This is a genomic window from Herbidospora mongoliensis (assembly GCF_001570545.1).
GTDB classification, from domain to species: Bacteria; Actinomycetota; Actinomycetes; order Streptosporangiales; family Streptosporangiaceae; genus Herbidospora; species Herbidospora mongoliensis.
Window position 1 is genome coordinate 350,992 of the sequence record NZ_BBXD01000011.1, and the last position, 20,658, is coordinate 371,649.

Annotated in this window: 21 protein-coding genes; 9 read left to right on the top strand and 12 right to left on the bottom strand. The window is 70.8% G+C overall.

Features of this window, described 5'->3' with window-relative positions:
* The first annotated feature begins 314 nt into the window (after positions 1-314).
* Positions 315-1,073, top strand: a complete 759-nt coding sequence (locus AW272_RS13120) for an SDR family NAD(P)-dependent oxidoreductase (RefSeq protein ID WP_066364129.1) — start codon at positions 315-317, stop codon at positions 1,071-1,073.
* Positions 1,074-1,115: 42 nt separating this feature from the next.
* Here AW272_RS13120 and AW272_RS13125 read toward each other — a convergent pair whose 3' ends face one another.
* Positions 1,116-2,156 carry a glycosyltransferase gene (locus AW272_RS13125; RefSeq protein ID WP_066364131.1) on the bottom strand — a complete coding sequence of 347 codons (1,041 nt, stop codon included), beginning with the start codon at positions 2,154-2,156 and terminating at the stop codon, positions 1,116-1,118.
* A gap of 307 nt (positions 2,157-2,463) precedes the next feature.
* Here AW272_RS13125 and AW272_RS42000 point away from each other — a divergent pair, with 307 nt between their 5' ends.
* Genes AW272_RS42000 through AW272_RS42005 form a run of 3 tightly spaced genes read left to right on the top strand, consistent with a single transcriptional unit; the run spans position 2,464 to position 5,515 of the window.
* Positions 2,464-3,246 carry an NAD-dependent epimerase/dehydratase family protein gene (locus AW272_RS42000; protein ID WP_066364132.1) on the top strand — a complete coding sequence of 261 codons (783 nt, stop codon included), beginning with the start codon at positions 2,464-2,466 and terminating at the stop codon, positions 3,244-3,246.
* Positions 3,243-4,241 (top strand): MraY family glycosyltransferase, encoded by a 999-nt coding sequence (locus AW272_RS13135; RefSeq protein WP_066364133.1) that lies wholly within the window; start codon positions 3,243-3,245, stop codon positions 4,239-4,241. The genes AW272_RS42000 and AW272_RS13135 overlap by 4 nt, the downstream gene beginning before the upstream one ends.
* The gene (locus AW272_RS42005) at positions 4,238-5,515 is read left to right on the top strand and encodes a tyrosine-protein kinase domain-containing protein (protein ID WP_066364137.1); all 1,278 of its coding nucleotides are present in this window, start codon (positions 4,238-4,240) and stop codon (positions 5,513-5,515) included. The genes AW272_RS13135 and AW272_RS42005 overlap by 4 nt, the downstream gene beginning before the upstream one ends.
* 46 nt (positions 5,516-5,561) lie before the next feature.
* Here the strand turns inward: AW272_RS42005 and AW272_RS13145 are convergent, their stop codons facing one another.
* A complete protein-coding gene (locus AW272_RS13145) occupies positions 5,562-6,794 on the bottom strand; it encodes an RNA-guided endonuclease InsQ/TnpB family protein (protein WP_245657500.1) in 1,233 nt (410 codons plus the stop codon).
* A 24-nt stretch (positions 6,795-6,818) separates the two neighbouring features.
* On the opposite strand from AW272_RS13145, the gene AW272_RS42010 reads away from it, so the two are divergent.
* Complete coding sequence (locus AW272_RS42010; protein WP_157518526.1) at positions 6,819-7,001, top strand: type II toxin-antitoxin system Phd/YefM family antitoxin; 183 nt, start codon at positions 6,819-6,821, stop codon at positions 6,999-7,001.
* Positions 7,002-7,092: 91 nt separating this feature from the next.
* On the opposite strand, the gene AW272_RS13150 is transcribed toward AW272_RS42010, so the two are convergent.
* The 3 genes from AW272_RS13150 to AW272_RS13160 all read right to left on the bottom strand — a co-directional run bounded on the left by AW272_RS13150 (position 7,093) and on the right by AW272_RS13160 (position 10,521).
* Positions 7,093-7,485: a hypothetical protein gene (locus tag AW272_RS13150; RefSeq protein WP_066364138.1), complete on the bottom strand. Its 393-nt coding sequence runs from the start codon at positions 7,483-7,485 to the stop codon at positions 7,093-7,095.
* A gap of 159 nt (positions 7,486-7,644) precedes the next feature.
* Positions 7,645-9,012, bottom strand: a complete 1,368-nt coding sequence (locus AW272_RS13155) for a hypothetical protein (protein ID WP_066364139.1) — start codon at positions 9,010-9,012, stop codon at positions 7,645-7,647.
* A gap of 285 nt (positions 9,013-9,297) precedes the next feature.
* Positions 9,298-10,521, bottom strand: coding sequence for an ABC transporter ATP-binding protein (locus AW272_RS13160; protein ID WP_066364140.1), 1,224 nt, complete (start codon positions 10,519-10,521; stop codon positions 9,298-9,300).
* Between the two features lie 200 nt (positions 10,522-10,721).
* Between AW272_RS13160 and AW272_RS13165 the strand changes: the two genes are divergently transcribed.
* On the top strand, positions 10,722-11,729 hold the full coding sequence (locus tag AW272_RS13165; RefSeq protein WP_066364142.1) for a LacI family DNA-binding transcriptional regulator: 1,008 nt from the start codon (positions 10,722-10,724) through the stop codon (positions 11,727-11,729).
* Here AW272_RS13165 and AW272_RS13170 read toward each other — a convergent pair.
* The 3 genes from AW272_RS13170 to AW272_RS13180 all read right to left on the bottom strand — a co-directional run bounded on the left by AW272_RS13170 (position 11,701) and on the right by AW272_RS13180 (position 13,988).
* Positions 11,701-13,044 carry a DUF4012 domain-containing protein gene (locus AW272_RS13170; protein ID WP_066364143.1) on the bottom strand — a complete coding sequence of 448 codons (1,344 nt, stop codon included), beginning with the start codon at positions 13,042-13,044 and terminating at the stop codon, positions 11,701-11,703. The two genes, AW272_RS13165 and AW272_RS13170, sit on opposite strands and share 29 nt — an antisense overlap.
* Positions 13,045-13,070: 26 nt before the next feature.
* Positions 13,071-13,397, bottom strand: a complete 327-nt coding sequence (locus tag AW272_RS43150) for a hypothetical protein (RefSeq protein ID WP_066364144.1) — start codon at positions 13,395-13,397, stop codon at positions 13,071-13,073.
* A gap of 123 nt (positions 13,398-13,520) precedes the next feature.
* Positions 13,521-13,988 carry a glutathione peroxidase gene (locus AW272_RS13180; RefSeq protein ID WP_066364146.1) on the bottom strand — a complete coding sequence of 156 codons (468 nt, stop codon included), beginning with the start codon at positions 13,986-13,988 and terminating at the stop codon, positions 13,521-13,523.
* A gap of 362 nt (positions 13,989-14,350) precedes the next feature.
* On the opposite strand from AW272_RS13180, the gene AW272_RS44995 reads away from it, so the two are divergent.
* Both AW272_RS44995 and AW272_RS13190 read left to right on the top strand, forming a co-directional pair.
* Positions 14,351-14,785, top strand: a complete 435-nt coding sequence (locus AW272_RS44995) for an aggregation-promoting factor C-terminal-like domain-containing protein (RefSeq protein ID WP_245657502.1) — start codon at positions 14,351-14,353, stop codon at positions 14,783-14,785.
* A 52-nt stretch (positions 14,786-14,837) separates the two neighbouring features.
* Positions 14,838-17,159, top strand: a complete 2,322-nt coding sequence (locus AW272_RS13190) for an ABC transporter permease (RefSeq protein ID WP_066364154.1) — start codon at positions 14,838-14,840, stop codon at positions 17,157-17,159.
* Between the two features lies 1 nt (position 17,160).
* Here AW272_RS13190 and AW272_RS13195 read toward each other — a convergent pair whose 3' ends face one another.
* Positions 17,161-17,793 (bottom strand): TetR/AcrR family transcriptional regulator, encoded by a 633-nt coding sequence (locus AW272_RS13195; protein WP_083958267.1) that lies wholly within the window; start codon positions 17,791-17,793, stop codon positions 17,161-17,163.
* Positions 17,794-17,866: 73 nt separating this feature from the next.
* Here AW272_RS13195 and AW272_RS13200 point away from each other — a divergent pair, with 73 nt between their 5' ends.
* The gene (locus AW272_RS13200; RefSeq protein WP_066364157.1) at positions 17,867-18,979 is read left to right on the top strand and encodes a ferritin-like domain-containing protein; all 1,113 of its coding nucleotides are present in this window, start codon (positions 17,867-17,869) and stop codon (positions 18,977-18,979) included.
* On the opposite strand, the gene AW272_RS13205 is transcribed toward AW272_RS13200, so the two are convergent.
* Genes AW272_RS13205 through AW272_RS13215 form a run of 3 tightly spaced genes read right to left on the bottom strand, consistent with a single transcriptional unit; the run spans position 18,976 to position 20,650 of the window.
* The gene (locus AW272_RS13205) at positions 18,976-19,947 is read right to left on the bottom strand and encodes a zinc-binding alcohol dehydrogenase family protein (protein WP_066364158.1); all 972 of its coding nucleotides are present in this window, start codon (positions 19,945-19,947) and stop codon (positions 18,976-18,978) included. The two genes, AW272_RS13200 and AW272_RS13205, sit on opposite strands and share 4 nt — an antisense overlap.
* 45 nt (positions 19,948-19,992) lie before the next feature.
* Positions 19,993-20,325, bottom strand: a complete 333-nt coding sequence (locus AW272_RS13210) for a DUF202 domain-containing protein (protein ID WP_066364160.1) — start codon at positions 20,323-20,325, stop codon at positions 19,993-19,995.
* The gene (locus AW272_RS13215) at positions 20,318-20,650 is read right to left on the bottom strand and encodes a YidH family protein (protein ID WP_066364162.1); all 333 of its coding nucleotides are present in this window, start codon (positions 20,648-20,650) and stop codon (positions 20,318-20,320) included. Before AW272_RS13215 ends, AW272_RS13210 begins: the two co-directional genes overlap by 8 nt.
* Between the last annotated feature and the right edge of the window lie 8 nt (positions 20,651-20,658).

Sequence of the window (20,658 nt, forward strand, 5' to 3'; positions counted from 1 at the left end):
GCTAGGGATAAGACGGGCGTAAGCGGCACTTCCCTCAAATCTACTGGTCATACGCGAACCGGCAGAGGATATGTGAACACGGACGAGCCGACGAATCGGAGCAGGTCAGGGGTGCTGCGGCGCCTGGTGCACAGGTCAGGGAGGACCGAAATCCCCGCCGACTATTGGCGCCCACTTGCCTGAGATCCGGCCATGCGGCCGATACCTGCTTCTGAAAGCTAATTCGGTCATATCGAAATGCATGAATCGCGGCGTAACGGACGCGCGTCCGGTCGGCAGAGCGGGGTGATCAGCAGGAGGCTAGGCTGCGGGCCATGCCCACCGCACTCGTCACCGGCGCGACCGCCGGGATCGGCGCGGCGTTCACCCGCCGCCTGGCCGCCGACGGTTTCTCTCTCGTGCTGGTCGCCCGCGACCGCGACCGGCTGGCCGAGCAGGCCGCGCTCCTCACGCGCCGCTACGGCGTCGAGGCCGAGGTGCTGCCCGCCGACCTGTCGACGGACGACGGCCTCAAGGTCGTCGAGGAGCGGCTGCGCGAGGGCGTCGACCTGCTGGTCAACAACGCCGGGTTCGGCAATCGGGCGATGTTCCTCAACGCGCCGGTCGAAGACGAGCTCACCATGATGAAGGTGCACTGCGAGGCGGTGCTCCGGCTCACCTACGCCGCCCTCCCCTACATGCGGGAGAAGGGCAGGGGCGGCGTGATCAACGTGGCCTCGGTCGCGGCGTTCTTCACCCGGGGCACCTATGGCGCGTCGAAGGCCTGGGTGGTCAACTTCAGCGGCGCCGTCGCCGCCGAGACCAACGCCGACGGCGTCCGGGTGATGGCGCTCTGCCCTGGTTTCGTACACACCGAGTTCCACCAGCGGGCCGGGATGGACACCACCAGCATCCCGAAGTTCCTCTGGCTGGAGGCCGACCCGGTGGTGAAGGCCGCGATGCGCGACCTGGCCGTCGGCAAGGTCGTCAGCGTGCCCGACCTGCGCTACAAGCTGGTCGTCGGCGTCGGGCGGCTGCTGCCGCAGAACCTCACCGCCCGTATCTCCACGCACATCGGCCGCCGGTTCAGATAGCGGGCGCCGCCACCGTCCTTGATCTCGGCCGCGCCGAGCTGCCTAGGATTTGACCAGGTGTTCGTAGATCGCCGACACCTCGTCCACGAACCTCGGCAGCCCGAAGTAGAGCCTGGCCTTCTCGACGGCGGCCGAGCCGAGGCGGCCCGCGTAGCCGGGGTCGCGCAGCACCCGCACGACCGAGGCGGCCAGTAGCCCCGGGTCGGGTTCGGTGAGCAGTCCGGTCACCCGGTCCTCGACCACCTCGGGCACCCCGCCGACCCGCGTGGCGACGGCCGGCACTCCTGAGGCGGCCGCCCTGACCAGCTCCAGCGGGATCCCCTCGTAGTCGCTGGTGAGCAGCATGACGTCGGTCGCGGCGTGGATGATCTCCAGGTCGGCGCGGCGGCCGAAGAACCCGATGGCGTCCCCGAACCGGCCCGACTTGGCCCGCGTGTCGGCGGCCAGGTCACCCGCGCCGACGACGATGACCTTCGTCATCGGGAGCCCGCGCAGCACGAGCGCGATCGTGTCGAGGAACCGGTCGGGCCGCTTGTCCCGGGTGAGGCGCCCGACGAACGCCACCACCGGCACGTCGGCCGGCAGCCCGAGCCGGGCCCGCGCGACCTGCCTGGTCGGGCCGGGGCCCATGCGCACGCCGGGCTTGACCACGACGTACTGACGCGGGGTGCCCACCCCGGCGGCGAGCAGGTCGTCGCGGACCTGCGCGCCGTCGGCGATCAGCCGCTCGCTGACCTTGGCCAGCCGCCGCTCGATCGCGGGCCTGCGGGGGTGGACGTCGAAGGTGTGCACGCACGCAGGCACGCGGGCCATCGTCGCGGCCATCCGGCCGAGCGCGCCCGCCTTGGGCGTGTGGGTGTGCACGATGTCCGGCCGGAACCGCCGCATCTCGCTGACCAGCCGGGTCAGCGCGCGGGGTCCGTCTTCGGGGAGGAGGTGCGCGCGGTCGTGCGGCGTGGCGGTGTAGAGGCGCTGCTCGAAGCGGCCGGGGTCGAGATGGTCGAGCAGTGTGACGGCCTGGAGCGCGGGTCCCCCGGCGTCCAGCCCCATGATCACCCGCATGACCCTGATGCGCTCACCCATGGCCCGGCCCCCGTTTCGCCCCGTTGCGGCATGTCTGCCCGGCGGGCAGTCTTGTCCAGCGCGGGCCGATTGTGGGGCTGTGACCAGCGGTAATGGCATCCGCTTGCGAAGGATTAGCGGCCCGTTTGCCGTGGTGAGCGGGAATGTATTTTTTGCCCACCCCGCGCTGCCGCGACGGCCCGGTCGCGGGTCGCCAATATTTCCGCAAAAGGTGGCGCAAGCCCGTGCGTGTCACCTCCGGGTGGCGATTGCGGCGTCCTTACCGTCTCTCTCGCCCACCCGACAGCGAGGAGCACCGAGGAGCACCGTGGCGCACCATCTGATCACCGGGGGCAGCGGTTTCGTCGGCTCACACCTGACCGGGGCGCTGCTCGCCCGGGGTGACACGGTCACCGTGCTGGACGATCCGTCCACCGGTTCCCCCGCCAACCTCCGGCATCTGCGCGGGCATCCGTCGCTGCGCCTCGTCCAGGGGTCCGTTCATGACGGGCCGCTGCTCGACGAGCTGGTCAGCGGGTGCGACGCCGTCGTCCATCTGGCCGAAGGCGGGGCGGTGCTGGACGCGGCCCGCCACCACAGCCGCAAAGTGCTGGTGGGCACCGCGGACCACACCCCTCGCGACACCCCGGCGGGGGCGACGTCGCGGACGGAGAAGGACCTGCTCGTCGTGGTCGCGCGGCTGTTCGACGTGGCCGGGCCCCGGCAGGGCGACGAGCACATCGTGCCGAGGCTGATCCGGCAGGCGCTGTCCGGGATGGACCTGGTCGTGCTGGGCGACGGGTCGCAGGTGCGATGTTTCACCCACGTGCGTGACGTGGTCGAGGCGCTGACCCTGCTGCTCGACGAGCCGTTCGCCCTCGGCGGCATCTTCGACGTCGGCGCGGACGACGAGGTCACCGTGCTGGAACTGGCCAAGGCCGTGGTCGAGCTGGCCGGGAGCGCATCCGGCATCACCTTCCACGGAAGCGTCGCCGAACCGGCCGCCCGGGTGGCCGACTCCTCAAGGCTGCGGGCCCTGACCGGCTGGCGGCCCCGCCGCAACCTCGACGAGATCCTGCTCGACACGATCAGCGAGGCCCGCGTCCGGTGAACCCCGCGATCATGCTCGGCACGGCCGTCTCGGCGACCGCCGTGGGCGCGCTGGCCGTCGTGCCGCTGCGGCGGCTGGCCCTGCGGCTCCGGCTGGTCGACCACCCCGGCGGCCACAAGGCGCACCTCGCCCCGACCCCGTGCCTGGGCGGCCCGGCCATCATCCTCGGCACGGCCCTGCCCGTCCTCGGCGTCGCCGACGACCCCCGCATCCGCGCCCTGCTCTTCGGCGGGCTGGTGTTCGCCCTGGTCGGCCTGATCGACGACGCCCGCCCACTGGGGCGGCTGCCCCGGCTGGCCGTGGAGACCCCCACCGCTCTCCTGGTCGCCGTCAACGGCGTGCGGGCCGACCTGACGGGCGTGCTCTGGCTCGACGTGGCGCTGACAGCGGCGTGGCTGGTGGTCGCGGCGAACGCGTTCAACCTCCTCGACAACATGGACGGCGCCCTCGGCACGGTGACGATGGTGACCGGTCTGACCCTGGGCGCCGCCGCGCTGGCCGCCGGGACCGGGCGGGCCGCTCTGGTGGCGTTCGCGCTGGCCGGGGCGGCGACCGGGTTCCTCGTCCACAACTGGACACCGGCCCGCATCTTCATGGGCGACTGCGGCTCGCTGTTCATCGGCTTCACCGTCGCCGGCACCTCATTGCTGATCTTCGAAGGACCCGCCCAGGCGCCGGCGGGGGCGCTGCTGGCGACGTTCACCGCGACCGTCGACACGGGCGTCGTGCTGCTGGCCCGCGCTCTGCACCACAGGCCGCTGACCTGCGGCGGAACCGATCACGTGGCGCACCGGCTGCGCCGGATCGGGCTGCCCGTCCCGGTGATCGTCTCGGTGCTCTCCGCGAGCGCGGGAGTGAGTGGCGTCATGGGTGTCGCCATGACGTTGGGCATGGTGTCGCCCCTGGTCGCCCTGTCCGGCGCGGCCGGTGCTGCGGTCGTCGGGGTGCTCGCGTTCCAGCAGGTCGACGTCTATCGGGTGGCGGTGGTCGCGTGACCGAATATCTCCGGCTGGTGCGCCGGGGCTGGTGGATCCTCGTCCTGGCCGCCGTCGGCGGCGCGGGCTGCGCGCTGCTGGTGACCGCCTCCATGCCGGTCCGGTACGCCGCGACGGTCTCGATGATGATCGACCAGAAGGGCTCCGCCGACCCGCTGTCCCAGCAGCGGGTGAAGTCCTACGCGCGCCTGGTCACCAGCCGCCGCGTGCTCCTCGACGTCGCCGTGGCCGAGTACCTCGACCCGGGGGCGCTGGCGGGGAACGTCCGGGCGGAGGCCGTGCCCGGGACGGTGCTGCTGCGGGCGATCGTGACCGACTCCGATCCGGTGCGGGCCGCACGGGTGGCGAACCGGATCGGCGGCGAGCTCAGCGGGCTGATCCACACCCTGGAGAAGCGGTCGGCGATCAGGGTGACGGTGATCGACCCGGCGACGCCCCCGATGCTGCCGGTGTCCCCGCGTCCACGGCTCAACGCGGCGGCCGGGATCCTGCTGGGCCTGGTGTTCGCGTACGGCTTCCTGATGCTGCGCTCCCGGCTGGACACCACGGTCGCCGACAGCGACGACCTCGCCGCGGCGATCGGCGCGCCCACATTGGGGATCATCGGCCGGGACCGCCGCCCTCCCCTGATCGTCTCCGGCTCGTCGCCGCGGGCCGAGGCGATCCGCGCGCTGCGGACGAACCTGCAGTTCGTGGGGGTGGACGGCCGTCCGCGCTCGCTGCTGGTGACCAGTTGCGGCACCGGCGAGGGCAAGTCGACCCTGGCGATCAACCTGGCGCTGGCCGTGGCGCAGACGGGGTGGCGGGTCGCGCTGGTGGACGCCGACCTGCGGCGTCCGTCGATCGCGGGCTACCTGGGCGTGGACGGCTCGATGGGGCTCACCGACGTGCTGATCGGCTCCGCCCGGCTGCCCGAAGCGTTGCAGCGGTGGCGAGACATCGACGTCCTGCCGAGCGGGCGCGTCCCCTCGAACCCGAGCGAACTGGCGGGCTCGCCGGGGATGCACCGCGTGATGTCGGACCTGACGGCCGACCACGACCTGGTGATCGTGGACGCGCCCCCGCTGCTGCCCGTCACCGACGCGTCGGTGCTGGCCCTGGCCTGCGACGGGGTCCTGCTGGTGGCCCGCGCCGGGCGGACGCGACGGGACGCGCTCGCCCAGGCGGCGGGACAGCTGGAGCGGATCAGGGCCCGGGTGGTGGGCGGAGTGCTGAACTTCGCCCCGGTACGGCCACGCTCGCCCTACCCCGAGAGCCGCATGACCTTCCATTGACGCGCTCCCCGGCCTGAAGGCCGGGGATTCAGCCCGTGCCGCGCGTTCACGCGGCACATCTGCGGCTTCCTGCTTCACGGGGCTGTGCCACAGCGAGCGGTGGTCTTACCGGCCCTCCACCGGGACGGCGTGTGCCGTCCCGCCCACTGGTGTGGGAGGTGTTTAGTCTCTCCGCCCATCCGGCGGCGAGGATGTTGATCGCCGCGTTGATGTCCCGGTCGTGGACCGCCCCGCAAGGGCAGGTCCACTCCCGGACATTGAGCGGCATGGACTCGGCGCGTGCCCCGCATGCGGAGCACAGCTTCGAGGAGGGGAACCACCGGTCGATGCGGTGGAAGGTCCGCCCGTACAGGGCGGCCTTGTACTCCAGCATGTCAACGAATGCCGACCAGCCCGCGTCATGCACGCTCTTGGCCAGCCGGGTACGCGCGAGCCCGTTGACCGCCAGGTCTTCCATGATCACCGTTTGGCTGTCACGGATGATCTTTGTGGATTCCTGGTGGTGGAACTCGCGGCGCGCGTCGGCGACCTTCGCGTGCTGGCGGGCCACAGCCTTACGGGCCTTGGCCCGGTTGTTCGATCCCTTCGCCTTACGGGACAACGCCCGCTGGAGCCGCTTGAGCTTCTTCTCGGCCCGCCGCAGGACACGCGGCGAGTCGATCTTCCAGCCGTTCGACAGGACAGCGAAGTGGCCCAAGCCGAGGTCGATGCCGGTCTCGGCTTCGACCGGGGGAAGGGATTGTTTGACGACTTCGACCACGAACGAGGCGAAGTACCGCCCGGCCGCGTCCTTGACCACCGTGACCGATGACGGCTCAGAGGGTAGGTCGCGCGACCAGCGGACCGGCACGTCCCCGATCTTCGGCAGGCGCAGCTTCCCGCCCGCTGTGATGGAGAACCGGGCGTTCTTGGTGAAGCGGATCGCCTGCCGGTTGTCCTTCTTCGACCGGAACCGGGGCGCGGCGAGCTTCGGCCCCTTCCGCTTCCCCGACACCGAGGCGAAGAAATTGCGGTAGGCGGTGTTCAGGTCGGCGAGCGCCTGCTGCAACACCACGGCCGACACCTCGTCCAGCCAGGAGCGTTCGGGTGTCTTCTTCGCCTCGGTGATGACCCGCTTGGGCAGGTCCCCGTCCGAGATGTACGGCAGCCCGGCCGCGTGGGCGTCCTGCCGTAAGCGCAGCCCATCGTTGAACACCACCCGCGCGCACCCGAACGCCTGAGCCAGCGCTTGACGCTGACCGGCGGTCGGGGAGAGGCGGAAGTTATAACGAAGCCGCACGGTACACAGTGTACCATCCAATCTGTGAAGATTCGCATGGGTGTACGAGAAGCACGCGAGAAGCTGGGCGACCGCGTAAATGCCGCGCACTACCTCGGCGAGCACACCGTCATTGAACGCAACGGCACGCCGTTCGCCGTCCTGGTGCCCTACGCCTGGTGGGCCGAGCAGCAAAACCAAGCGGGTCAAGGCACGCTCGCGCCCTAGCGGGCACTCCCGCGCGGGCCTTCACCCCCGGCCTGAAGGCCGGAGCACTGGCCCGCATTCCGGTAGCCACGGGCCCGGTGCGGACAGGAGGTCAGAGCCTGCGCAGGCCGGCGATCTGCGCCCCGGCGAACCCGGCGACCACCAGAGCCTGGGCGACGGCCCAGATCGCGCCGGCCGTGGTGAGGCCGAGGGCGCCCGCGACGACGGCCACGACACTGGCCAGGGGCCAGACGACGTTCAGGGCGATCACGGCCGTGGTGGCGGCCGGGCTGATCGCGGGGCGGCGGGCCAGCAGGCCGACCGCGACGCCGTACACGAGCAGGAAGGCGCCGATGCCGCGCAGCAGGCCGGCATCGGGGCCGAGCAGCGTGCTGACGGGATCGGCGAAAACGAGATAAACAATCCCGTTGCCCCCGGTGACGACGGCGTCGGCGATGAGCGTGAGGCGCAGGAATTTCACCCGGCCGGCGATCACAGCGGTCATTTCGGCTCCTCCGATGGCTTTATATCGACACCTGAAAGATGTCAGCCGGCGAACAGGCGCCGCAATTACGCGTGAGGTAATTCACATCGATTTCACCGAATAATTCCGGCCGAAAAAAGCCCGCCCCGGGAACGTGAGTTTCCGGGGCGGGCGCGGTCGTCAGGAGGTGGGGAGGCCGCTGTTCAGCCTGCAGCCGTCAGTGGTCCGCGTGTTGTCGCAGCGGTTGAGCTGGAGGCTGTCCAGCACGTACACGAAGGTCTGGCCCGCCGGACTGACCACCGAGAGCTGCACGGTCGCCGCCCCGGTCGGCGCGACCCCCGTGGAGTTGTACTCGGCCCAGTCGGAAGTCAGGCCACCGAGCGGGCCGTCGCTTGTCGAGATCGGCACGTTCGACGCGTTGTACCAGGTCAGGCGCAACTTGACGGTCCCGGAGGTGCCGGTCGTCAGGCGGGCGAAGAACTTGTACCGCCGCCCCGGCGTCACCGCGGGCTTTCGGGTCACCGACAGGCTGCCCTCGGCCCATGACTGGACGTTCATGGTCAGCGACCGGCGGCCGTCGTAGTAGCGGGAGGACACCAGGCTCTCAGGTCCGGGCGGGGTCACCTGCATCCATCCCCCACCGGCGACGGTGAAGCCCGTGGGATAGCCGTAGGGCGCGTCGGCCTCGATCGTGCGTTCCTGCGCGGTCAGCAGGTCGTTGCTGTAGCCCACGTCGCAGCACACCGGCGCGGTCAGCATCGACCAGGTCGCGAGGTTGGCCTTACGAGGGTGGGGATAGGCGCTCGTGTAGAACGTCGCCGTGAGCTCGCTCGGGTCGTAGTAGTTGTTGAACTCCTGGTCCACCTGCCAGGTGTGCCATTGGGTCGACATGACGTCGGCGTCCTCATGGAGGACCGTCTCGGTGACCTTGGCGTGGTCGACGTCGAACAGGTGGATGAACTCGTGCAGCATGGTGCCGCTGTCCCACTCGTCGGTCGTCGCCACGCAGAGCAGCTCGCAGAAGGCCTGCGCCGTCCCGTCGAAGTCGTCGAACACCATGTAGACGCGGTTGACGGGGTCGTAGCCCGCCGCCACGAGGTCGTCCTCGATGACGTGGGCGGCGGTCTCGCCGCCGATCTCGGCGTCCTCGATCTTCTCGGGGACCACGAGGGCGCGGGCGTAACCGGCGGGGCCGGTCCGGCAGCTCAGCTTGACGTGCTGGTCGTAGTCGCTGGACTCGTCCAGCGACCAGTCGAGCCGGTCGACGATCTTGGCGATCCGCTCGACGAACTGCTCGTAGCGGTTTCCGTTCTCTTCGCTCCAGGCGTAGACGATCTGGGCCGCCGGGATGCCGCCGCCCGCGTTCGTGGGATCGGAGAGCGTCGTGGCACAGCCTCGCTCGGGAACGTCCGGGTCGGCCGGCTGGGCGTGAGGGACATCGGGCTCGGAACCGATCGGGTTGAAATCTGCGTGCGCCGGATTCGCCATCAGAACAACGAACACCGCCGCGACCAGCGCGGACGTTAATCGTTTGAACCGTGTCGGCAAGGGATTTCTCCAAACGGGAATCGAAGCGCCTCGAAATCATCAGGCCCGGCAAACATAGCAGACTCGATTTCGGCCACATGTCGCGACGATCATCCCGCTTGTTACATTCGTCGAATTCCCGCCTCAGCCGAATTCGTTAAGGAGAAATAACGAAACTTGCGGCCCGCGAAATGGCGAGGCCGCCGGGGCGTGTCGCCCCGGCGGCCGAGAGAAAAAGACAGAGCCCGCCCGGCCAAACGGAGGGGGAAGTTGGCGGGGCGGGCTCTGCCGTTGAAGGGTATGTCGTCAGCGGCCCACGTTGGCGGGGTGGCCGATCGAGAGGCCGCTTTCGACGTCGAAGAAGTGCAGGTTGTGGGTGTCCACGACCAGTTCGATGTTCTGGCCGGGGCGCACGTGGCTACGGGCGTTCACCCGCGCGGTCCACAGCGACTTGTCGCCGGACAGCGGAAGCGCGGCGGCCTCTTCCTCGTCACCGTCGTTGGCGGCGGCGACGGTGTCCTTGTGCTCCACCGGCGGGGCGTCGATGGTGAACAGGACGTTGATCTCGGAGCCGAGCTCCTCGGTCACGTTGGCCTTGACCGGGATGCGCACCCAGCCGGTGGTGCTGCCGTTGGCGGCGACCGAGTCGTCGAAGTCGGAGGGGCGGATGCCGAGAATGATGGTCTTGCCGATGTAGCGCTCGAGGCCGACCTTCTCGGAGAACGCCGACTCGGGCACGGGGAGCTTGTAGCCGGCGAAGGAGACGGCCGCACCGGCGCCGTCGCGGACGAGCTCGGCGTAGGCGAAGTTCATCGACGGGGAACCCATGAAGCCGGCGACGAACAGGTTGACCGGCTTGTCGAACAGGTTCTGCGGGGTGTCGACCTGCTGGAGGATGCCGTCGCGGAGCACGCAGACGCGGTCTCCGAGGGTCATCGCCTCGACCTGGTCGTGGGTGACGTAGACGGTGGTGACGCCGAGGCGCTCGTGGAGCTGGTTGAGCGAGGCGCGCATCGACACGCGGAGCTTGGCGTCGAGGTTGGACAGCGGCTCGTCCATGAGGAAGGCCTGCGGCTCACGCACGATGGCGCGGCCCATCGCGACACGCTGGCGCTGACCGCCGGAGAGGGCGGCCGGCTTGCGCTTGAGGTACTGCTCCAGGCCCAGCATCTTGGCGGCCTCGCCCACGCGCTTGGCGATCTCGGGCTTGCTCATCTTGCGGAGCTTGAGGCCGAACGCGAGGTTCTCCTCGACCGTCATGTGCGGGTAGAGGGCGTAGTTCTGGAACACCATCGCGATGTCGCGGTCCTTCGGCGGGAGGTGGTTCACCACCCGGTCACCGATGACGATCTCGCCGCCGCTGATGTCCTCAAGCCCGGCGATCATACGGAGGGCGGTTGACTTGCCACATCCCGAGGGGCCGACGAGGACCATGAACTCGCCGTCTTTGATCTCCAGGTTGAGGCCGTTCACGGCCTTGACCCCACCCGCGTAGATCTTGTCGACGTCTTTCAGAACGATAGATGCCATGCCCGTCCTTCGTGCTCCGGAAGGCACGCGCGGACCCCGGCGCCGCCTTCCCAGTGAGGGAAAAGTGGATACGTTTTCATGCATCTCACCCGAACCGGACATCTGTGTCAAGCGACTCGCCCGGTTTCGCCTTGTCATCGTGTGTTGCGTTATCGTTCCGAGACTGGCCGTAACGATGGAATGATGATGGAATCGTTTCCATGAGCACTCCTGGACCGCGCCGGATCACCATCAAAGACGTCGCCGAACTGGCGGGAGTCGGGGTGGCGACCGTGTCACGTGTGTTGTCGGGCGGGTCGGCGAGCGCGGAGACCCGGGAGCGGGTGCTCGACGCGGCGACCAAGCTCGACTACCGCCCCAGCGCCCTGGGCCGCAACCTACGTCAGCAGCGGAGCGGCGGGGTCGCGCTGCTCGTGCCCGACATCACCGACGGGTTCTACGCGCGGCTGTGCGACGGGGTGCTGTCGTGCGCGCGGTCCTATCGGGAGCCGGTCACGATCGGGGTCACCGGTGACGACGCCGAGCAGGAGGCCGACCTGGTCGGCGGGCTGCTGGAGCAGAGCATGGACCGGATCATCGCGGTGCCGAGCGGCGACGGGGAGATGTGGGCCAGCGTGGTGCGCGCCGGGCTGAACGTCGTGTTCGCCGACCGCCGCGTGTGGTCGGCCGGCCAGCACGCGCGCACGCTCGACGAGGTGCCGGCGGTGCTGTCCGACGACCGGTCCGGACTGCGTACCGCGATCGAATACCTGACCGGGCTCGGCCACCGCAAAATCGGTTTCCTGGCCCGCCAGGGCATGAACCAGCGGGTCGCCGCCTTCCGCGAGGTGATGGGCGACCTGCTCGACGAAGACCTGGTGGTGTTCGCGCGGGCGAGCCGCGACTCGGCCTACGCCGCCGCGGCCGGGCTGTTCCAGCGGCGGGCCGACCTGACGGCGGTGATCGCCGGGGGGAACATGCTCGGCGAGGCGGCCGTGCTGGCGGCCCGCGAGCTCTATGTACGCATTCCGCGCGACCTGTCGCTCATCATGTTCGACGACGTCCCCTGGGCGGAGCTCTGCTCGCCCCCGCTGACGGTGATCGCGCAACCGGCGTCCGACGTGGGCTACCGCGCCGCCGAACTGGTCCTGCGGCACGGACGGCGCCCGCGGACGGTGTCGCTGCCGACCGAGCTGATCGTCAGGAGCAGTTGCGGTCCCCGGCGGTGATGACGGTCCGCTGGGGCTTGGCCATCGGCTGCTCCGGCACGACCGGAGCCACCGCCGACACGGGCTCCACGAACTGGAGCTCAAGGGTCCTGGTCGCCCCCGCCACCAGGTCGAGCGTGGTGGAGAACACCGGGTGGCCGTGCTCCATCTCCACTTCCGGCTCCGTCACCTTCCCGTCGAGGTAGGCCTTCTCCAGCCGCGACCCCGTCGAGGTGAACACCGACACCCAGACCTTCCCGTCACGGTCGCCGTTACGCAGCGTCGCGGAAATCGTGCTGCCGCACTCTGGGGACACCCGATATTCGACGGTACGGTCAAGGTTGCGCCCGATCCCATCGCCGCCGGCGTCGTTGACGACCACATAGGCGAACGGCCCCGGGGCGGGGGTCAGCGTCCCGGCGAGCGGGGTGCGCTCCAGCAGCCGCTGCTGCTCGGGGTCGGCCGACCAGATCCGGATGTGCCCCTGGTCGATGACCTTCATCAGGTCGGGCAGCCCGGCCAGGCCCGACAGCCGCGCGAGCGTCGCCGCGTCGGCGCCGATCACGCCGTCGACCGGCTGACCGTGGTGGGCGACCCAGATGCGGGCGGCGTACGGGAAATGCGGTGACCGGTTCGACGCGGCCAGTTCCCGCGTGGCGTCGCGGCCGTAGCGGGCCGCGTAACCGGCGCCGAGGTCGAAAACCGTGCCGGGCGCGTCCGGGACCTCGCGGACCGGTTCGACGGTCCACCCGGTCGGCGCGATCGTGACCACCCCGAACCCGCGCACCACTCCCCCGGTCGCGCGGGCCCGGTCCGGGCTCTGCACGGCGACCAGGAAGCGCCCGCGCAGACCCGCCAGCGCGGCCAGCGTGTCGACCCGCTGCAGCGCGGCGACCTTGGGCAGCGTGGCGCGGGCGGCCTGGAGGTGGGTGACGGCCTGCGGGATCCGGGTCTGGTCCTGCTGCAACAGCAGTTCGAGGCCCTTGGCCAGGTCGAGCGCGGCCCGCGCGTAGTCACGGGCCAGCCTGGCCGGTCCGCCGGCGAACGGAAGATGGGCCAGCAGCGCCCAGTCACGGCCGGAGGTGTATCGGGTCGCCGCCTCGGCGCTGCTCCTGGCCTCGCGAACCCGGGCCGCGACCTCGGGGCCGGGCGGGATCAGCCGGGTCGAGTCGGCGAGCTGCCGAAACGCCGCCCTGGCGTCGGAAAGATGGTGTCCGGCCGAAACGCCCAGGTAGACGGGCCAGGCCAGGCAGATCGTGGTGGCGGTCAACGCGGTCGCCGCGACGGCGGTCCGCAGCCAGCCCTTGCGCTTCCAGCCGATGCGGGCCCAACCCACGCGCGCCCACCTCACTCCCGGCCACCTCACGGCAGCCGCCTGACTGCGGCTCGCCTGCGGCGGCGCGCCCCGACGGCCAGCAGCACGGCGGTCAGCGCCAGCCCGGACGCGGCGACGCCCACGGCTTCCAGGGGGGCGCCGGTGAACGGCAGGTCCTCGGCGACCGGGCGGTGCGGGTCGACGATGGGCGAATCGCCGCCGATCCGCCACCCTTGGAGGAACTCGACGGTGGCCTGCTCTCCGGTGACGAACGTGTCCGCCACAGTGTCCGCCACATCGTGTGAGGCGGGCACGGCGGCCGCCAGACACGTCCACATCAGCCCCACGCAGGCGAGGGCGCGCGGTGCGACCATGGCCCTCCCCCGGAAAGAGCAGGCGGATTCCGGCCGGAATCGGGCCGGTGCTCTCTTCCTACGAGGACGGCCGCGCGGGCCCGCCGAGTGGCGCGCCCGCATGACCGAAACTTGCCGATCGCGCTACAGGTTCTTCTCGATCGCCGCCACGACCTCGGCCGACTCGGGCTCGATCTGGGGGGCGAACCGGGCAGTCACCTCGCCGTCGGCGTTGATCGTGAACTTCTCGAAGTTCCACTTGATGTCCTCTCCGTCGCCGATCAGCGCGCGGTAGAGGGCGTGACGGTCGTCGCCGTTCACGTCGACCTTGTCGAGCAGCGGGAAGTCGACGCCGTAGGTGACGGAGCAGAACTCCTGGATCTCGTCGGCGGTGCCCGGCTCCTGGCCCATGAACTGGTTGCACGGCACGCCGACGACGGTGAAGCCACGCGGCGCGAAGGTGTCCTGGAGACGGACCAGGCCGGTGTACTGCGGGGTCAGGCCGCACTTGGACGCCACGTTCACGACCAGTGCCGAACGCCCCTGGAGGAGGTCGCCGAGTGTCGTCGCCCGGCCGTCGAGGGTGGTCACGGGGATGTCGAGATTCGTCATGGCCCGACTCTACCCAGCGTCACTTTCGTCCCGCTCACCCCGCGACCCCGACCTGAAACCCCAGGCCGGGGGTATTTCCCCACCATCGGGACCTCTGCCACCCGCCCCACCAGGCCTGCGCCGGGCCGTCTGATCACCCGGGCTTGGCACGGGGTCGGCAAACAACCGTCCTCGGGGGGTCGAAGAGGCGGCGGCGCGGTCCTCCGGCGTACTTCAATCCGCGCTAGGACACGTCGCGGTGCCTGCCGGGGGTTGGGCTGTTATCCGGTTCGGCCGCGCGGACCGGTGCGCGCACGCCATGGGCGTACCGGAACAGGGGTTCTCCCCTGAAGACCGCACGCGACCCGACGACAAGGACCGATTTGGACAGCATCAGCGCACGTCGCGGCACCGTCGCGGCCATGCTCGCCTTCGCCGCGCTCGCCGGGGCCACCCCCGCCTCCGCCTGTGTGGGTGAGCAGGACGGTCACACCTGGAAGAAGCGGACGTCGACCAAGGTGACCAGCAAGATGTACGCCCACCGGCTCATCACCCGCCGCGACTGGGCCCGCCGCGAGTTCCGCTGCCTCGACAGCCTGTGGACGCGCGAGAGCAACTGGAACCACAAGGCACGCAACCGCTGGTCGGGCGCGTACGGCATCCCACAGGCGCTCCCCGGCGACAAGATGGGCCGGGCGGGCTGGGACTGGCGGGTCAACCCGAGGACCCAGATCCGCTGGGGCATCGGCTACATCAAGGGCCGCTACGGCTCGCCGTGCGGCGCGTGGGGCCACTTCCGCAGCCACAACTGGTACTGAGGAGGGCCAGCCCCCTGGCCGGGGCGCGGGACGAACGCGCAGACTGCCCGGCATGGACGGGATCATCACGGTCTGGCTGCCCCTCGAAGTGCGGCGGCGCGGCCGGTCGCTGCTCGTCCTGGCTCTCCTCGTGGCCTTCGGGACGGCCACCGTGCTGACCGCGGTGGCCGGCGCCCGGCGGGGTGACGGCGCGGTCGACCGCCTGCTGGCGGTCACCACTCCGGCGACCGCCGTCGTGGTGCCCAACCGGGCCGGTTTCGACTGGGCGGGGCTGCGGGCGTTACCGCAGGTCGAGGCCGTGACGACGTTTCCCGGTTACAGCTCGGCGCCCTTGGCCGAGGACCCGGGCGACGACCCGCCCTCGCCGTTCGTCGCGGCCGACGCCGAGGCGATGAGCGCGATAGAGCGCCCGGTCGTGCTGGCCGGGCGGCTGCCCGATCCGTCGAGCGCGCACGAGGCGGTGGTGACCCCGGCCTTCGCGGTCCGGGGCTTCGGGGTGGGCCGTCAGGTCACCGTGCTGCTGCCGAGGCCTCAGGACGCGGCGGGCGCGATCGCGGGCGCCCGCACCGGTCCACCGGCGGGTCCGCGCGTGCCGGTCACGATCGTCGGGGTGATCAGATCGACCTGGTACGTCGACGAACCCGCCGGTCGTGGCCATCTCATCCTCTCTCCCGGCCTGGTGGCGGCCTACCCGGACGAGATCCTGGGGCCCGAGCGCCAGGCGCCCCTGAACGGGCTGGTCCGGGTGGCCGACGGCGGGTTGCCCGCGCTGCGGGCATGGCTGGCCGGGCAGGGCGACGTCGAGGTCATCGAGCGCGCCGAGACGCTGGCCCACGTGCGCCGGGTGATCGGGTTCGAGAGCGGCAGCCTGCTGGTCTTCGCCGTCGCGGCCTTCCTCACCGCTGTGGTCCTGGTCGGACAGGCCGTCTTCCGGTACGCCACCACGTCCGCCGCCGACCTCCGCGTGCTGGCCTCGGTCGGGATGACCCGGCGTCAGGCGGCCACGACGACGGCCACGGTCGTCTGCCCGGCCGCGTTCCTGGGCGCCGGAGCCGGGACCGCCATGGCGATCATCGCGTCCCGATGGCTGCCCTACGGGACCGCCGCCCTCTACGAGCCCTCCCCCGGCGCCGACGCCGACTGGCCGGTTCTGGGCCTGGGCTGGCTGGCCGCGACCGCGCTGGTCACGGCGGGCGCGGCGGTCGTCACCCTGCTCCCCGCCCCGGCGGCGGCCCGCCGGTCGGGGCTGACCCGGCTCGCCCTGCCCGTGCCGGTGACGACCGGCCTTCGATTCGCGCTCGAACCGGGAAACGGGGTCGCCCTCCTGGGCGCGGTGACCGGAGTGCTCGGCGTGGTCGCGGCGGCCGTCTTCGCGGCCGGGGTGGCCGACGCGGTGGCCCGGCCGGAACGGTTCGGCCGGCACTACGCCCTCATGGTGGTGTTCGGCCACGGCGGCCGCGATTTCACGCCGGCCCGGCCGGCGCTGACGTCGATCGCGGCCGTGCCGGGAGTGGCCGGGGCGCTCGACCTCAGGGTGGCGTCGGGCCGGTCCGGCCAGGTCAGCGTGGTGGCCCACACCTATGACCCGGTGGGGGCGCCGGTGCCGCTCATCCTGACGGAAGGCGGTCCTCCGAGGCTGGACGGCGACATCGTGCTGGGCGTCACGACCGCCCGCGACCTGGGCGTCCACCTCGGCGACCGCATCCCGCTGACCGGCGACGCCGCGACGCGCACGATGCGCGTCACCGGTCTGGGTTTCGCGGTCGAGAGCAGCACGAGCGACTACGACACCGGCGCGTGGATCACCCCGGGGGCGTATGACGCGATCTTCACCGGATTCAAGGAACACGGCGGCCTGGTCTTCCTCGATCCAGGTCAGGACCCGCTGAAGATGGCCGCGCTGATCACCGGCAGGTCCGGCGGCCGGTTGCTGGTGCTGCCGCCGTTCGAGCCGCCGCAGCGCGCCGAGATCCGCGACGTCGCGGTGCTGCCGGTCGCGCTCGGCGTGTTCCTCACCGTCCTGGCGCTGGGCGCGACCGCGCACGCCCTGTTCACCGCCGTCCGCCGCCGGGCCAGGGACCTGGCGGTGCTGCGGGCGCTGGGCATGACGCCGGGCCAGACGCGCGTCGTCGTGGTGGTCCAGGGTGTGGTCACCGTGACGATCGGCCTGGTCGTCGGGCTGCCGCTCGGGCTGGCGCTGGGCCGGGCGCTGTGGCGGATCGCCGCCGGGATCATGCCGCTGCAGTACGTCCCGCCGTCGGCCGCGCTGATCTGGCTCGCCCCGGTCGCCCTGCTCGCGGCGCTCGGGCTCGCGCTCCTCCCCGGCCGCCGCGCCGCCCGGCTCCCTCTCGGGGCGGCGCTGCGGGCCGAGTGAATCAGCCGGTACGTCCGGCGAGCCGCCCCGCGATGGCCGCGATCAGCAGATCGAGCCCGAAGTCGAACTCGGCCTCGTGATCGCAGGTGGACAGGTGCGGCGCGAGGGCCCCGATCTCGGGGAACAGCTCCGGATCGACGTCGCCCGCCCGGATCGTCCCGTGGACGGGGGCGAACGTCGGGGTCACCCCGACCTCGCGCAGGAGTGACCCGATGACGTAGGCGATGAAGACCCGGAAGATCTGCACCGCCTCTTGCTCGCCGAACCCCGCCCCGCGCAGGGTGGACAGGGCGCGTTCGACCGGCAGCATCCCGGCGGCCGACTTGAGCTGGCGGCTCACCACGACCATGGTCGAGCGGGGATGGGAGTGGGCGATCTGCCGGAACGCGCGGGCCTGCATGCGGACCCGTTCGGTCCAGGGCGCGGCCGGGTCGTCGGTGAACTCGATCTCGGACAGGATGCTCTCGGACACGCCGTCGAGCAGGGCCGACTTGTTCGGCACGTGGTTGTAGAGCGACATCACGCCGACCCCGAGGTCGGCGGCGATCCGGCGCATGGAGACGGCGTCGGCCCCCTCGCGCTCGATCAGGTCGATGGCGGCGGCGACGATCCGGGGGCGGTTCAACGGTGGCACGTGACCAGTATTGACCGGCGGTAAGCTGCGTGTCACTGTCGAGACGTACAGCGTACGTACGGGAGGCCAACACGTGTCGACGCACGAGCTCTACACCATCCCCGCGGAACTGCGCACCTGGGACGTCCAGATGGCCGGCTCGGCCCGGTTCACCTGGGAATACGACGACAACCGCGACCGCATGCTGTCCCTCTACCAAAAGGGCAAGGACAAGCAGTGGGACTCGGTGAAGCGCATCGAGTGGGACCTGGAGGTCGACCCCTACAACGTCCTGGGCACCCCCGACCAGACCATCGCGATCTACGACTCGCCGCTGTGGCACCGCATGGACGAGCCGACCCGCCAGGAGGTCCGCCGCCACGGCGCCGCCTGGCAGTTCTCCCAGTTCCTCCACGGCGAACAGGGCGCGATGATCTGCTCGGCGCGCATCGTGGAGTCCGTACCGGACCTGGATTCGAAGTTCTACGCGGCCACCCAGACCATGGACGAGGCCCGCCACGCCGAGACCTACGCCCGGTTCCTCCAGGAGAAGGTCGGTCTGGCCTACCCGATCAACCCCTACCTGAAGTCGCTGCTCGACTCGACCCTGAGCGACTCCCGCTGGGACATGCCCTATCTGGGCATGCAGGTCCTCATCGAGGGCCTGGCCCTGGCCGCCTTCGGCGTCATGCGCGACATCACCACCAAGCCCCTCCCCAAACAGATCCTCGCGTACGTCATGCAGGACGAGGCCCGCCACGTCGCCTTCGGCCGCATGGCGCTGCGCGACTTCTACGCCGGCCTGTCCGACGCCGAACGCCGCGAGCGCGAGGACTTCGTGATCGAGGGCTGCTGGCTGATGCGCGACCGCCTGCGCGGCTCGGAGCAGTGGGAGGCCCTGGGCCTGTCGAAGGCCGACAGGGACGAGGCGAACACGCTCGTCGACGAGTCGCGCTACCTGCGGCTGTTCCGGTCGCTGCTGTTCAGCCGCATCGTCCCCTGCGTGAAGGACATCGGCCTGTGGAGCCCACGGCTCCAGCAGGCCTACATGGACATGGGCGTCCTCGACATGGCCGGGCAGAACCTCGACGACCTGATGCGCCAGGACGAGGAGATCGCCGAGAAGATCGACGAGGAGCGCTTCATCAAGGAAGAGGCCGAGCGCGCCGTGGAGGTCGCCGAGACGATCGCCGCGTCGGCCGACTAACGCCGCACGACGACCTTGCCGACCGACGATCCGGCGGCGACGAGTTCGTGGGCCCGGCGGAGCCCGGCGGCGGTGAAGTCGCCGATCTCGACGCCGAGCGTGGTGCGCAGGCGGCCCGCGTCGAACAGGGCGGCGGCCTCGTCGAGCAGCCGCCCCTGAGAGGCCATGTCCGGGGTCTGGTAGATCGCGTGGGTGAACATGAGCTCCCAGTGCCAGGCGATGCTCTTCGACTTGAGCGGGAACAGGTCGGGGTGGTGGTCGTCGATGGCCACGACGTGCCCGAACGGCTTGACGATCTCGGCGTAGGCCTCGATGTTGCCCTCGGAGAACGAGGAGAACACGGCCTCGACCCCGTCGGGCGCCACGGCCTTCACCGACTCGACGAGCGTGTGGTGGTCGACGGTCTCGTCGGCGCCCAGGGCCAGCACCCGCTCACGGCTGGCCTGCTGGGAGGCCGTACCGATCACCCGCATCGACGTGAGCCGACTGGCCAGCTGGACCAGCATCGAGCCGACCCCACCGGGCGCGCCGACGACGAGGAGCGTGTCCGTCGTGCCGGCGTGTGCGCCGAGATGGGTGAAGAGCGACTCCCAGGCCGTGATCGTGGTCAGCGGCGCCGCGGCGGCCTCGGCCATCGTCAGGTTCTCGGGCTTGTGCCCGGCGATCCGCGAGTCGACGGCATGGAAATCGGCGTTCGCGCCCTGCCGGGTGATGTCACCGGCGTAGTAGACCTTGTCGCCGGCCGCGAACCTGCGCACCTCGGGCCCGGTCCCGACGACGGTCCCGGCGGCGTCGTACCCGAGGATCCGCTGGGCGTCACCGGCGCTCGCGGCGACCTTCACGTCAACCGGATTGACCGAGACGGCCTCGACCTGGACGAGGATGTCGTGTGGGCGGAGGGACGGCAGGGGCACGTCCACGTCGACGAGCCCGGCACCGCTGGTGGCGATCGCAGCCATTCGCGTCATACACAGCACGCTAGGTTCTCGACGGTCAGACCAGGGCAAAGCAGCTTAGAGGATCACGTAGACCACGGCCCCGGCCACCGCCGCCAGCACCCCGATCCAGAGGATCAGGGCGTCGCCGCCGGCCTCGATCGGGCGTTCCCCGTGCAACGCCTCCTGCACCCGCCGGAACCGGATCCCCGTACGGGCGAGCATCATCGCCCCCACCAGCGCCGCGACCCCGAAGCACGCGATCGACACGGCGTGCCCGGAGGCGCGGGCCACCACACCCGCCCCGCCGAGCCCGAAGGTCGCCAGCGCGGTGGCCGTGCGGACCCACGCCAGCCGGGTCCGCTCACTCTGCAGGCCCGGGTCCCAGCTCTGGCCCGATCCTCTATCCAACGAGGATCAGCACCAGGGCCAGCACCGCGACCCCCGCGACCCCGTATCCGAACAGGGGCGCGAGCCTCGGCGGCGGGAGGGGCTGGGCGCGGCGCAGGGCCGTCTGGACCTTGCGCCAGCGCGGGTACGCGAACGCCGCCGCCACGGCCGAGAGCAGCACGAGGACGACGGCGAGCGTGGTGCGGACCCACGGGACGAAGAGATGAGGCGGGACCGCCGCCATGGCCACACCTCCGGCGCACAGAGCCAGGGAGGTACTCAGCCAGGTCAGAAAGGTTCGTTCGTTTGCCAGGGTGAACCGGGGGTCCGGTTCGTCTCCGTCCATAATTAAAA